Below are 13,347 nucleotides of genomic sequence, written 5' to 3'. Positions count from 1 at the left end.
TTAGAAGAAATAAAGCGTAATAGAGAGGAGATACCCGATAATGAAAGATTTAGAGAAAGAGAACTTCCTAGATATGGGAGAGGACGAGGAAGCGTATCCCTTTGGGATAGAAACAGACGAGAAGACTTACAGATATCAATGTTTGGAGTGTGGATTTGAAGAAGATGTACCTAGGTTTATTATTGATGAATTTATTGAAGATGACTTTTTTGCTTCTGGTTGTGATATTGAGAATTTTGAAGTAAAAATGCCTATACTTATATGTCCAAAATGTAATGGTGAATTAGTTTCAAAAAATACAGATGAGTAGCTCTGCTACTCATCTGAGAGTATCACGAAGTGATATTTTGTTCTGAAAAAAGAATTTGCTTATATTTTAAATAAAAAAATTGTTATTGTTCGAAATATAATGTATAATAACAGGGTGGAAATGATTAATTTACATATTTTAAGGAGGGATCTTATGAAAAATTATAATAATTATCAAAATCCTCTAATAGAAAGATATTCTAGTAAGGAAATGAGTTATATTTTTTCTCCTGAAAGTAAATTTAAAACTTGGAGAAAATTATGGGTTGCTCTTGCAGAAGCTGAAATGGAATTAGGTATTAATATAAGTAAAGAACAAATTGATGAACTTAAAGCCAATGTGGATAATATAAATTTTGAAGATGCTAAAAAATTTGAAAAAGAAACAAGACATGATGTTATGTCTCATGTTAAAGCTTATGGTCTTTTATGCCCAAAAGCTAAAGGAATTATACATCTTGGAGCTACAAGTGCATATGTAGGTGATAATACAGATATAATACTTATGAAAGATGCAATGGAGCTTGTAAGAATTAAGCTTGTTAATTTAATAAATAATCTTAAAAATTTTGCATTTAAATATAAAGATATTCCAACTCTTGGATTTACACATTTTCAAGCTGCTCAGCTTACTACTGTAGGAAAAAGAGCTTGCCTTTGGATTCAAGATTTACTTATTGATCTTGAAGATTTAACATATAGAATAGAAAATCTAAAGTTAAGAGGAGTAAAGGGGACTACTGGAACACAAGCAAGTTTTTTAAGCTTATTTGAAGGAAATCATGAAAAGGTAAAAGAACTTGATAAGCTAGTATGTTCTAAAATGGGATTTGAAAGAAGTTATCCTGTAACTGGACAAACATATACTAGAAAACTAGATCATCAAGTGTTATCAATACTTTCTTCTATAGCTCAAAGTATACATAAAATGACTAATGATATAAGATTACTTCAAAGCTTAAAAGAAATAGAAGAACCATTTGCAAAAAATCAAATAGGGTCTTCAGCTATGGCATATAAAAGAAATCCTATGAGAAGTGAAAGAATTTCATCTTTATGTAAATATGTAATAGCAGAAACTTTAAATCCAGCTTTAATACATTCTACACAATGGCTTGAGAGAACATTAGATGATTCTGCAAACAGAAGACTAAGTATTGCACAATCTTTTCTTGCAATAGATGCCATACTTGAAATAGGAATAAATGTAACAGATGGACTTGTTGTTTATGAAAATATGATAAAAAGACATATAAATGAAGAGCTCCCATTTATGGCTACAGAAACAATACTTATGGAAGCTGTAAAAAGGGGTGGAGATAGACAAGAACTTCATGAAAAGATAAGAGTTTATTCAATGGAATCTGCTAAAAGAGTAAAACAAGAAGGAAAAGAAAATGATTTAATAGAAAGAATAATTAAAGATGATGATTTTAAAATGAGTAAAGAAGAAATAATATCTATAATGGATCCTTCTAACTTTGTTGGAAGAGCTCCTGTGCAAGTAGTTGAATTTATTGATGAACATATAAATCCAGTTATAGAAAAATTTAAAAACAATTTAGGAATAAAAGTAGATTTAAATGTATAAAATTTCAAAATATCCCTTGAGATAACTCAAGGGATATTTTAGTTTAAGATTTTTTATTATTTTTAATTTCTACTATAGGCTTTCTAAAGAATATATTAGAAAATGCTTTTCCGTTAAATGGAAATAAAGGCCATAGGTAAGATTGATTTGAAAATCCTTTAGTTGTAAATACAATGATTAAAATTACACTCAAACCTATGAAAAAGCCTATGCTTTTGAAAAAACCAGTCATAAGCAAAAGAAATAATCTAAAAATTCTAATTGCCATGGAAAATTCCATACTAGGAGTTGCAAATGTTCCAATACCAGCAACAGCCATATATAAAATAGTTTCAGGAGTAAACCATCCTACTTTTACAGCAAATTCACTTAAGATCAAACCACCAATAATACCAAGTGAAGTAGATAATGTGTTAGGAGTATGGATTGATGCAACACGAAGAAAATCAAGACCAAATTCTAAAATTACAAATTGCATAAATAAAGGTATATGTCCAACTTCTTTTGGACCAATAAATTTTAAATAATCAGGCAAAAGCCCCTTGTTATATATCAATAGAAGCCATAATGGAGTAATTATTAATGAAGAAAACATTGCAATAAATCTAATCCATCTTAAATATGTTCCTACCATTGGATTTTGATAATAATCTTCTGCGTGCTGAGTAAAATGAAATAGTGTAACAGGCAAAAGTATAACACTAGGTGATGTATCTACAATAATTGCAATATGTCCTTCAAGAAGATGAGCAGCTACCACATCTGGTCTTTCTGTGAATCTTACTTGAGGAAGAGGATTATACCATTTCTTTTTAATCAACAATTCCTCCAATGTTTTTTCTGCCATAACTAAAGAATTTATTTCTATTTCATCTAATTTATTTTTTAATTTTTTCAATAAATCATGATCAACTACGCTGTCAATATAAGCAATTGCAACATCAGTTTTTGATTGAGTTCCCACATTGGTAAGTTCAAAAGTTAATTTTGGATCTTTAATTCTTCTTCTAATTAAAGAAGTATTAAACACTATAGTTTCTACTAATCCATCTCTAGATCCTCTTGTAACTTTTTCAAGATCTGGCTCTTCGGGCCCTCTAACAGGATACTCTCTTACATCAATTAATATTCCTTCATTTTGACCATCTATAAATAATGCAGTATTACCTGAAAGAACTGCTGTTTCCATAGTATCGAAATCATCAAAAGTATCAATTTCAATATAGGCAATGTAGTTTTGAAGTAATTTTTTTATTGTATTAATATTAATATTTTCTTTTTTTATTGACTGCAATTTTTCCATTATATAAAGCATAATTTGATCTTTTGTAAATCCATCAATTAAAACAAAATATGCATTAATACCAGCTATTGACCACTTTCTACCTACTATATCAAAGCTTTTTTCAAGAGGAAGTCTTTGATTTAATATTTTTATATTTTCATTTAATTTAGAAGTTAATTTCATCATATTCCCTCCGTTCAATCCTATTATCTCCAAATAAGTAAAATATATTATTTGATTTATGGATTGATTTTGAATTTTAAATTATTCTAAGTTTAAAAAGTATATTAAAGAAATATATTTCCTAGTAGAAAAATACAATAAACAACAAATTAAAACTATTCAAAAGAAATTAGTCAATTTGCTGAATATTAACAAGTATCAATTGTTCATACTTATTTTTAAAATATATCAAAATTACATTTTCATCTTCTTTTATAATATTTTGGTCAAAATATCCTCTAGTATTATCAGTTAATCGAAACGCCATGGGAGAGGAATTTATAGTCACTTCTATAGAATTATCATCTATCAAACCGACATAAGTTCCTACAGATATATAATTTGTGTTGTTTTCAGTTTTATATATACAACCCATAAGAATAGAAATTAGACTTACAATACAAATTATGTATGCAAATTTTTTCATAATAAAAACTCCTTTTCGCTAAAGTAATATAATAAATTAAAAATTTAATAGCTTGTATATATATATGATAATTAAAGAAAAATTAGAATCCATTTTAATAAAGTTTATCCCAAAATTTACATCTTAATATATGTCGGAATATGTCGATTAATATATTGAAACATACTTTATCTTACAAACAAGGGGGAACTTTATGAAGAAGCTAATGAAGAAAATGGCATTAGGAAGTGTGTTTTTTTATATGATAGGATGTACATCACCTATATTTGCAATGAATTATACAGTACAACCAAATGATACTTATTGGAAGATAAGTCAAAAATATAATGTAGATATTGATGAACTATTAAAGGTTAATAATGCAAAGGAAAATCCTAGCTTAGAGGTAGGTCAGGAAATTATAATACCAGAAATGGATAACTTAAACTATTATGAAGTAAAAAGTGGAGATACAGCATGGATAATAAGTCAAAAGTTTAATGTATCATTAAGTGAATTATTAAAAATAAATAATATGGACGAAAGTTCAGTATTATATATAGGACAAAAACTAAAAATACCAAGTGTAGACAATGATAACTATTATGAAGTAAAAAGTGGCGATACAGCATGGATAATAAGTCAAAAGTTTAATGTATCATTAAGTGAATTATTAAAAATAAATAATATGGACGAAAGTTCAGTATTATATATAGGACAAAAACTAAAAATACCAAATGTAGACAATATAACTGAAGAAGAAAACAAAACTAATACTATAAAAAATCAAATAAATATTACTATTACGTATATAGATTATACAATTAAGTCTGGTGATAATTTCTGGAGTTTAAGCTTAAAGTATGGAATACCATATCAAGAATTATTAGATACTAATAATGCAACTTCAAGTACCATCTTAAATATTGGTGATGTAATTAAAGTACCTCAACATAATATACCTGTAATGGATACGATAGGAGAGCAATATGGAGAATATCTTGATTGGTGGGATGCTGCACAATATGTTATACCTATAGGAGCTGAATTTAAAGTTGTTGATTTTAATACAGGAAAAAGCTTCATGGCTAAAAGAACATATGGAGCAAATCATGCTGATGTAGAAACTTTGACTTTAGAGGATACTAAAATAATGAAAGAAATATGGGGAGGTAGCTGGAGTTGGGTTACAAGACCTGTTATATTAGAGTATAACGGAAGAAAAGTAGCTGCAAGTGCTTCTGGAATGCCTCATGCTGGAAATGATGTAGATCCTGCAAATGTGAATACTAATTGGAGAAGTGGAGATTATGGATTTGGTATTAATTTTGATTCTATAAAAGGAAATGGAATGGATGGACATTTTGATATACACTTTTTAAATAGTACAAGTCATAACACTGGTAAAATATCTGAATCTCATCAAAAAAGTGTGAAAATATCAGCTGGAATAATAGTTGAATAATTACTTTAAGAGTATCTTTAGTTTATTGAAGATACTCTTTTTTCTTTATTATAAAAAAAGTAATTATCTAATAAAAAAATGAATAATATCTTATAAAATGAATTTATTTTATAAGGTGATGTATATGGTTTCTTTTTTTAATAATCTTGTTTACAACTTTTTAATATCTTTTGGTGTAATAATAGGAGCTTCTTTATTTGCTGGAATTGGGGCTTTAATTAACAATCATCCACCACTTAAAACTATGTTTGATGTAGCTACTTCTATTAAAATTTGGGCTGTAGTTGTAGCTTTAGGAGGTACATTTTCTTCATTTGAAATAATAGAACAAGGTATATTTAAAGGAGAAATAAAATCTGTCATAAAACAAGTTGGATATATTATAATGGCCCTTACTGGGGCTAATTTGGGATATAGTTTTATCAAATTAATTAAATGGTGTTCAAAAATATGGATATCTTAAAAAGTTCTAAATTCAAATATATTTTATTCTTACTAACAGGTATAATAAGTGGATATATATTAGGAGTAATAAGCATAAATACACTTATAAGTTATAGAATAGATAGATATTATGAAGAAATTACTTATTTAAACACTATTATTGAGGAGAAAGATGTAAGACTTCAAAAATTAGAAGAAGCTATTAATAATAAGAAATTTATAGTCAAGGATATAGAAATAATACTATTATATAAAGGTGATGAAATAGAAAAGTTAAAGTTAAAAAAACATATTAGAGAAAAATATAATATATTATTAGGGAAAGAAATAAAAAGCATTGATATAGATTTAGTACCAGAAATCATTGATAAAAGAATAATGAAAATAGAAAACAAAGAGTATAAGTTAACAGTAAATAAATTAATGTTAAGTGAAATGTTAAAATTATGGATAAAGGTTGAAATATTAGATTGATAATTTTATAAATATATATAAAAATATTTATTTAAAAAAATTAAATAGTTTTGTTGACATAAAAAATTATAAACTGTATAATTTATTACATAAATCGATAAGTTAATAAAAAAAGACTGTGAAGAGAAGAGTAGCTATAGAAATCTGGTTTCAGCGAATCGGTGTTGGTGAGAGTCCGGTACAAGAACTATAGTGAAGAACATCTCTGAGTTTCTAACCGAAATCTTTAGAGAAAGTAGGCTTAGACGGAGCCAAACCGTTATAATTTGGACAGTATCGAATAATTTATTTATTCCGTACTGATAAGAGTGAGCTTTTATGCTAATTAGAGTGGTACCGCGGAAGTAAAGCCTTTCGTCTCTTTTTATAGAGATGAAAGGCTTTTTTTATAATGAATAGGAAATTATAATCCTTTTCAAAAAAGTCTACAGTTAAAATTTTTAGAACAAAGACTTTTTTATTGTATTGAATATAACATGGCCATGTTGAAGTATATACATTATAAACTAAAAAATAAGAATAATGATTATAAGGAGGAATTTATATATGTTAGAAAGATTAATAATACCAGAAGGTTATAAACCAAAATTAGGACTTAAAGAAACTGAAATTGCTATAAAGAAAATAAAGGACTTCTTTCAAATAAATCTTTCAGAAAAGCTCAATCTAACAAGAGTATCGGCGCCTTTATTTGTAAAACCTGAAACAGGACTGAATGATAACTTAAATGGAGTAGAAAGACCAGTATCTTTTGATGTAAAAGGAGACAATGGAGCAACAGCAGAAATTGTACACTCATTAGCAAAATGGAAACGTATGGCATTAGCAAGATATGAATTTAGTATAGGAGAAGGTCTATATACTGATATGAATGCAATAAGAAGAGATGAAGATTTAGATAACTTACATTCTATATATGTAGATCAATGGGACTGGGAAAAAATAATCAGAAAAGAAGATAGAACAGAAGAAACTTTAAAAGAAATAGTTAGAACTATATACAGTGTATTTAAAGATACAGAAAAATATATACATGAATTATATGAAATAGAAAAGTTTCTTCCAGAAGAGATTTTCTTTATAACATCTCAAGAATTAGAAGATAAATATCCAGATTTAACACCAAAAGAAAGAGAAGATGCAATCACTAAAGAAAAGGGTGCAGTATTTATAATGAAAATAGGAGATATTTTAAAGTCAGGAGAAAAGCATGATGGAAGAGCGCCAGATTATGATGATTGGAAATTAAATGGAGATATTATATTCTGGAATCCAGTTTTAGATAGAGCATTTGAACTTTCTTCTATGGGAATTAGAGTAGATAAAGATGCACTAGAGAGACAGTTAAAACTAGCAGACTGTGAAGAAAAAAAAGAGTTAGAATTTCATAAGCTATTATTAGATGAAAAGCTTCCATTTACAGTAGGAGGAGGAATAGGTCAGTCAAGAATATGTATGTTCTTCTTAAGAAAGGCTCATATAGGAGAAGTTCAAGCTTCTATTTGGCCACAAGATATGATTGAAGAATGTGAAAAATCAAATATATTTTTATTATAATTTAAAAGACTACTTTATGCTATAAGATGATCCCTATATTGAGTAGGGGTCATCTTATTTAGATTCCACTGATATCTATAATTGTTATAGTAATCCATATACTCATCTATTTCTCTTTTTACATCATCCAAATTATTACAAATTGTAAAATCAACCTCATCTCCATTCTGTCGATAAAAGATGAACGATGATGAGAAAATAAGAATATATTAAAGTAAAAAGAAATGGTGGTTAAATAAATGAAAAGAATAAATAAAATAGAATATGAAACTTATAAAGCTATAGGATTTAAAGTAAAACGTACTAAAAATGGATTTTATGTTTTTAAAGAGAAGATGAAGAAAAAAAGAAGACTTAGATTATATATATAGATGAAGTAGTAAATTAAAACTTTAAATTATAAAAAAGAGGAACTAAAATAGGAACAAGAATTGATAAAATAGCTCCATTTATAAAAGCTATAACTACAGTTTCTTTATCTGTAGATTTTATAATAACAGGTAAAGTTGAATCCATAGAAGTTGCCCCAGCAGGAGCTATAGATGTTATAAAATTTATTTTTTTTGCAATTATAGGTATTATAACAACTGAAATTATTTCTCTAAATACATTACTTAAAAAGGCAATAGTTCCAGCTTCTGAATTACATATTTTAGATAATATAACAGTTGAAAGACTGTACCATCCAAATCCTGAGGATATAGAAAGGCCTAAATTGATAGGTATTGTATATATTATGCTACATATAATACCACCTATGGCACTTCCTATAACAATTGATAGTGGAACTAAAAGTATTTTAAATCCCTTTTCTTTTAGGCTCTTAAACACTTCCTTATTTTCTCCAAGATCTATTCCAACTGATAAAAGAAGAAGATTTAAAGCAATATTAGATATGAAATCAAGATTTGATAAAATATTTTTTGGAAGAATAAAATATCCAGAAAAAGCACCTAGTATTAAAGAACCTAAAATTGCATATATCATTTTTGAATTTCCTCCTTTTCTATAGATTGATTATTTGTATTTAAAAATTTTTTACTAACTATGTACATTACAATAACACTAAAAATAATTGTCATTATTGAAAAGGTTATAGCTTTAATACCTATAGTGTTTAAAGAACTAAGTATTTCTTTGTTAGATCCAATAGAAGCCCCCATTGAAAATAAAAGTATAATAAGTGCTAATAGCTGAAAATATGAGTTGAATTTCATATGTTTTTTAGGAATTATTTTAGTAATACCAATTATAATTCCTATTATTAGACTTAAAATGAGAATTTTCATAATTATCACCTCAATCCTTCATCTTCATAAATTTTTATGTCTGTTATTCTATTATAGTTTCTATGTATATATTTTTTACATATTTCAATCTGATTGTTTATAGATTCACCTTCTCCTTCCTTTGTTGTTATATAAAAATTATAGCATAAAAAAACAAGCCTTATATTAAATCAGCACTGAATTTAGAAAAATGCAGAACGATTTAAGAAAATATTATTAACAAAATGTAAATGAGAAAAATATATACTATTATCGTAGGACATATATTTCCAGTGAAATTATTATAAAATTCAGATATTATTAAATTAGTGATATAAAAGGAGATTGATAGTATGAATGTACATTATATATATAATCAAAAAATTGCTGAAATAGAATCAAGACTTTCTGTTCAAATTAGGAAAAATATAATAAATAAAAGTAGCTCTAATAAAAACAATAATTTTAATAATATTTTAAAAAAATCTACAAATAAATTAAGTAATATAAATAGTAAAGATTTAAAAAAATCAGATGTAAGAAAACATGATATAATTGATTTTGCTAAAAAATATCTAGACGTTCCTTACGTATGGGGAGGAAATACACCTAAAGGATTTGACTGCTCTGGATTCACAAAATATGTAATGAAACACTTCGGCATAAATATAAATAGAGTATCAAAAAATCAAGTTAGAAATGGTAAATTTATTCCTAAAAATAAGCTTAAAACAGGTGATTTAGTATTTTTTGATACTAAAGGAGAAGGCATTTCTCATGTAGGTATGTATATTGGAGATGATAAATTTATTCATGCTTCATCAAAATACAAAAAAGTAGTTATATCGCCTTTAGATAAAGGGGATTATGCTAAAACCTATGTTACAGGAAGAAGGGTTTTAAATAAGATGAGATAACCATTTTCTATTTGTTTACTGGTGCCTTTGGATATTATTATATATAATAATATAGTTTTTTAGAATAAAAAAGATGTTAGTAGAGTAATAATATCTATATTAATTGTGAAACAAGCAAATATTATAAAAATTAAGTGATTAAATTATTTCATAACAAAAAAAGTTCCTATAAATAATAAAATAATACCTATTAATTTATATAAATGTAATTGGTCTTGTCTTAATATAAATATGTCAATAAACAATCCTGTTGTGACTTGAGATACAAAAACTATAATTAATGTATTTGCTACTCCTAATTTGGGGATTGCTTTTATTCCAAAATAAATAATACATGCCCCAAATAAACCGCCTATAAGCCATTGAGGTCTTACATTAAAAATCTTAGTATACTGTTTTATGTTACCTTTTAATAAAATTACAGTTAAAATGAAAATAGAACCTGTGATTAAATTATGAAAAGTTGCAATTCTTGGAGAAACAAATTTTCCTAATTTAGAGTTAATATAAGCTTCTAATGTTGTACAAATGCCTACTAGTATTGCAAATAAAATTGGTAATAGTTTATTCATATAATTTCTCCCTAGTTTTATATTTTTATTAATAATTTTATTTTAAATGTCATGAAGATATTACTTACAAAAAAATCACCTCTGAAATTATTCAGAGGTGATTATATTAGGTACAAATATATTGTAAAGAATACTACAAATAAGAGTATTCTTTTTATATTAAGGTAATAGGATATCCATTATGCACATCAAAACCTAATCCAAGTAGACCACCTACAATTATCATAGTAAAAAGTATTATCATAATTGTTTTGTCCCATTGTTTTCTATTAACACTACGAATCAATGCATATAAACAAAAAATGAATATAGAGCCGACAACTATTAAAAAATAAGGAATTATGCCAAAATTATCTATAAACCATTTAATAAAATGATGAAAAATTATAAACTTAGGAGATGGTAAAGTATAATCAGCAGTATTCATAATAAGACCTTCTTTCACGAATGATTTGGATTTTTCTGAAAATTCCTAATGTTATTATATAATAATTTTTTATAAAATAAAATAAAAACCTTAATCTTTTTTAGATCAAGGTTTTTATTTTATTAAAAGCTATTAAATTTATATATTTGTCTGCTTCTTTTTTAATATTAAAATACTTATAATAGATCCTATAACAGCAGGAGTAATCCAAGCAAATCCTGCATCTGCAAGAGGTAATTTTAGGATAACGTTTGCAATGGGTGAAATTTGAATTTCCATAGCAGCTAATGCATCAAATAAGCTAACACATAAAGCCCCAAATACAGCTCCTGTATATGCTGTTTTATTTGGTATGAAATCATCAAAGATATTCATAACTATTAATATAATTCCTACTGGATAAACAGTAACAAGTAGTGGCACAGCAATTTTAACTATTGTCTCAACACCAAAGTTTGAAACTACTGCACTGAATACAGTTACTATAATAGCTACAGCTTTATAACTTAATTTTCCTTTTGAAAGCTTGCTAAAGTATTCTCCACAAGTAGCAGTAAGACCTACAGATGTAGTAAGACATGCTAATGATACAGATATTCCTATTAAAACCTTTCCGGTATTTCCCAATATTCTTTCTGTAATAGCAATGGTTAAATCAGTTTTAGCTATATCACCAGGGAATACTCCACTACCAGTAGCTCCTAAATACATTAAGCCTCCATATACTAATGCTAATCCTATTGCAGCTACTAAACCTGACATTATAGTCAATTTAATTTGTTGTTTAGTATCTGTATATCCTTTTTGAACTAAAGAACCTATTACAATTCCAGCAAAAACCATTGATGCAAGAGCATCCATAGTTTGATAACCTTCAGTAAAACCTTTAGAGAAAGGATTTTTAAGGCCTGTATCAATAGGAGAACCTATTGGACTAGTTATACCTTTAAATATTATTGTAATTAAAGCAATTAATAAAACAGGTGTAAGAATTTTACCTATTTTATCAACAACTCCTGAAGGATTTATAGCTAAAAATAAAGTTATTCCAAAGAAAAATATAGAAGTAATTATTGGACTTACTCCAGGGAATAAAGGCTTAACTCCCATTTCAAAAGTAGTAGCCCCAGTTCTAGGTATAGCTAAGAGTGGTCCTATAGCTAACATTATAACAGTACCTAGTATTTTACTGAATGTAGGACTAACTTTATCAGCAAGATCACTTAAACTTCCCCCTGCTTTAGAAGCAGCAATAATACCAAGAAGTGGCATACCAATACCAGTAAGTAAAAAACCAATTAAACTAGGAATCCAATTAGTACCAGACATAAGACCTAGAGAAGGTGGGAATATTAAGTTACCAGCACCAAAGAACATAGCAAATAGTGCAAATCCAACTACAAGCACATCTTTAGATGTTTTGTTCATTTTTTTACCTCCCTTATTGTAATTTAAAAATTTAATATAAATATTTTATATAAAGAAACTATAAGTTAGTTAGATTGATATGTATTATAGTCCCTTAATATACAGTAATTAAGAAAAAAAATAAGAAATTAAATATTAAGAGTGAATTTTATGACAATTATGAATAAAATAGAATATAAACCATATAAAGGTTAAAGTCATTATAACAACAATCAATAAACATATCAATATATTGAATAAAGTAACAAGATTATGAAAAGTTAATAAATTCCAAAAAATGAATATCTGAAAGTTTGTTTTTATCATAATAAAAAGTAGTAGTGAAAAATACCACTACTACTTTTTATTATTTTCTATTATAATCTGTATGCTCATTTCCATAATAATTAAGTTCACTTGTAAGTCTTATTGTGTGTCTGTTTTTATTGTGTTTAATTTTTACATTATCGAATCTAGCATCATCCTGTACATCAACCAAATATTGTCTTATTAAGTCATTGGCAACATTATTATTTACACTATTATACACTTTAAAAAAATCTTTTTCTGGAATTTCAATTGTTAAGTTGTATGTTCCATTTTCTTTTTTATCTCTCATTTCTTTAATATTAGTAAACATATATTAAACCTCCTAATGTTTATAAAATAAAACATTTGATTAAATATTATTTTATTAAAAAATGTTATTTCTATATTAAATTAACTCGTTGTGCTAGTTAAAATTTACAAATAGAAAAACTCCAGCAAATTATGTTAACCTATCATTAATAACGACCAAGAAATTAAGATAGGAGGAAAACATATGCTGGAGTTCCATAAGAAATATTCTATCAAAGAAATTAATGACTTGAAAGACTTTATTATTGTCAGTTATGTCATAATTGATGATATTTACCAAAACATTACTCCAACACATATTAAAGAACGTAGAAATATCAGTGGTTGTATATTAAGTGATAGTGAAATAATTACCATCAGTATT

16 protein-coding genes, 2 pseudogenes and 1 other annotated feature are annotated in these 13,347 nt (G+C 26.5%); of the genes and pseudogenes, 9 read left to right on the top strand and 9 right to left on the bottom strand.

From position 1 onward, the window contains the following. Window positions 1–40 precede the first annotated feature (40 nt). Together BUA77_RS11155 and purB are read left to right on the top strand one after the other, a co-directional pair. On the top strand, window positions 41–310 hold the full coding sequence (locus BUA77_RS11155; protein WP_072887200.1) for a hypothetical protein: 270 nt from the start codon (window positions 41–43) through the stop codon (window positions 308–310). Between the two features lie 153 nt (window positions 311–463). Beyond that, complete coding sequence (gene purB / locus BUA77_RS11150) at window positions 464–1,900, top strand: adenylosuccinate lyase (RefSeq protein ID WP_072890207.1); 1,437 nt, start codon at window positions 464–466, stop codon at window positions 1,898–1,900. A 43-nt stretch (window positions 1,901–1,943) separates the two neighbouring features. Here purB and BUA77_RS11145 read toward each other — a convergent pair whose 3' ends face one another. Beyond that, window positions 1,944–3,371: a spore germination protein gene (locus tag BUA77_RS11145; protein ID WP_242939119.1), complete on the bottom strand. Its 1,428-nt coding sequence runs from the start codon at window positions 3,369–3,371 to the stop codon at window positions 1,944–1,946. Between the two features lie 166 nt (window positions 3,372–3,537). Then, the gene (locus tag BUA77_RS11140; protein WP_072890203.1) at window positions 3,538–3,834 is read right to left on the bottom strand and encodes a hypothetical protein; all 297 of its coding nucleotides are present in this window, start codon (window positions 3,832–3,834) and stop codon (window positions 3,538–3,540) included. Window positions 3,835–4,027: 193 nt separating this feature from the next. On the opposite strand from BUA77_RS11140, the gene BUA77_RS11135 reads away from it, so the two are divergent. From BUA77_RS11135 to asnA, 4 genes are all read left to right on the top strand, one after another. Then, window positions 4,028–5,278 (top strand): LysM peptidoglycan-binding domain-containing protein, encoded by a 1,251-nt coding sequence (locus tag BUA77_RS11135; RefSeq protein WP_072890201.1) that lies wholly within the window; start codon window positions 4,028–4,030, stop codon window positions 5,276–5,278. Between the two features lie 124 nt (window positions 5,279–5,402). Further along, entirely contained in the window at window positions 5,403–5,741 is a 339-nt protein-coding gene (locus tag BUA77_RS11130; protein WP_072890199.1) for a YtrH family sporulation protein, read from the top strand. Next, window positions 5,729–6,196, top strand: a complete 468-nt coding sequence (locus tag BUA77_RS11125) for a hypothetical protein (RefSeq protein WP_072890197.1) — start codon at window positions 5,729–5,731, stop codon at window positions 6,194–6,196. Before BUA77_RS11130 ends, BUA77_RS11125 begins: the two co-directional genes overlap by 13 nt. A gap of 109 nt (window positions 6,197–6,305) precedes the next feature. Then, window positions 6,306–6,561: a binding site (T-box leader), on the top strand. A gap of 181 nt (window positions 6,562–6,742) precedes the next feature. Continuing rightward, window positions 6,743–7,753, top strand: a complete 1,011-nt coding sequence (gene asnA / locus BUA77_RS11120) for an aspartate--ammonia ligase (RefSeq protein ID WP_072890195.1) — start codon at window positions 6,743–6,745, stop codon at window positions 7,751–7,753. 14 nt (window positions 7,754–7,767) lie between these two features. Here asnA and BUA77_RS13935 read toward each other — a convergent pair. Continuing rightward, window positions 7,768–7,887: pseudogene (locus BUA77_RS13935) on the bottom strand (IS3 family transposase); the annotation flags it as partial. 105 nt (window positions 7,888–7,992) lie between these two features. Here BUA77_RS13935 and BUA77_RS14560 point away from each other — a divergent pair. Continuing rightward, window positions 7,993–8,124: a hypothetical protein gene (locus BUA77_RS14560; protein ID WP_278280572.1), complete on the top strand. Its 132-nt coding sequence runs from the start codon at window positions 7,993–7,995 to the stop codon at window positions 8,122–8,124. 13 nt (window positions 8,125–8,137) lie between these two features. On the opposite strand, the gene BUA77_RS11110 is transcribed toward BUA77_RS14560, so the two are convergent. Then, a complete protein-coding gene (locus tag BUA77_RS11110; RefSeq protein ID WP_072890193.1) occupies window positions 8,138–8,740 on the bottom strand; it encodes a lysine exporter LysO family protein in 603 nt (200 codons plus the stop codon). After that, on the bottom strand, window positions 8,737–9,042 hold the full coding sequence (locus BUA77_RS11105) for a LysO family transporter (RefSeq protein WP_072890191.1): 306 nt from the start codon (window positions 9,040–9,042) through the stop codon (window positions 8,737–8,739). Before BUA77_RS11105 ends, BUA77_RS11110 begins: the two co-directional genes overlap by 4 nt. Before the next feature lie 332 nt (window positions 9,043–9,374). Here BUA77_RS11105 and BUA77_RS11100 point away from each other — a divergent pair, with 332 nt between their 5' ends. Then, complete coding sequence (locus BUA77_RS11100) at window positions 9,375–9,938, top strand: C40 family peptidase (RefSeq protein WP_072890189.1); 564 nt, start codon at window positions 9,375–9,377, stop codon at window positions 9,936–9,938. A 143-nt stretch (window positions 9,939–10,081) separates the two neighbouring features. Here BUA77_RS11100 and BUA77_RS11095 read toward each other — a convergent pair whose 3' ends face one another. From BUA77_RS11095 to BUA77_RS11080, 4 genes are all read right to left on the bottom strand, one after another. Continuing rightward, a complete protein-coding gene (locus BUA77_RS11095; RefSeq protein WP_072890187.1) occupies window positions 10,082–10,510 on the bottom strand; it encodes a DMT family transporter in 429 nt (142 codons plus the stop codon). Window positions 10,511–10,664: 154 nt separating this feature from the next. Continuing rightward, window positions 10,665–10,937 (bottom strand): hypothetical protein, encoded by a 273-nt coding sequence (locus BUA77_RS11090; protein WP_072890185.1) that lies wholly within the window; start codon window positions 10,935–10,937, stop codon window positions 10,665–10,667. Window positions 10,938–11,075: 138 nt separating this feature from the next. Then, a complete protein-coding gene (brnQ, locus tag BUA77_RS11085; RefSeq protein ID WP_072890183.1) occupies window positions 11,076–12,365 on the bottom strand; it encodes a branched-chain amino acid transport system II carrier protein in 1,290 nt (429 codons plus the stop codon). A 346-nt stretch (window positions 12,366–12,711) separates the two neighbouring features. Beyond that, on the bottom strand, window positions 12,712–12,984 hold the full coding sequence (locus tag BUA77_RS11080) for a hypothetical protein (RefSeq protein ID WP_072890181.1): 273 nt from the start codon (window positions 12,982–12,984) through the stop codon (window positions 12,712–12,714). Window positions 12,985–13,167: 183 nt separating this feature from the next. On the opposite strand from BUA77_RS11080, the pseudogene BUA77_RS14275 reads away from it, so the two are divergent. After that, a pseudogene (locus BUA77_RS14275) lies at window positions 13,168–13,347 on the top strand (IS982 family transposase); the annotation flags it as partial.

Origin of the sequence: Tepidibacter formicigenes DSM 15518 (genome assembly GCF_900142235.1) — a bacterium.
Lineage (GTDB): Bacteria > Bacillota > Clostridia > Peptostreptococcales > Peptostreptococcaceae > Tepidibacter > Tepidibacter formicigenes.
The sequence above is the reverse complement of the archived record's forward strand: the minus strand, read 5'-3'. Positions and strand labels throughout refer to the sequence as shown.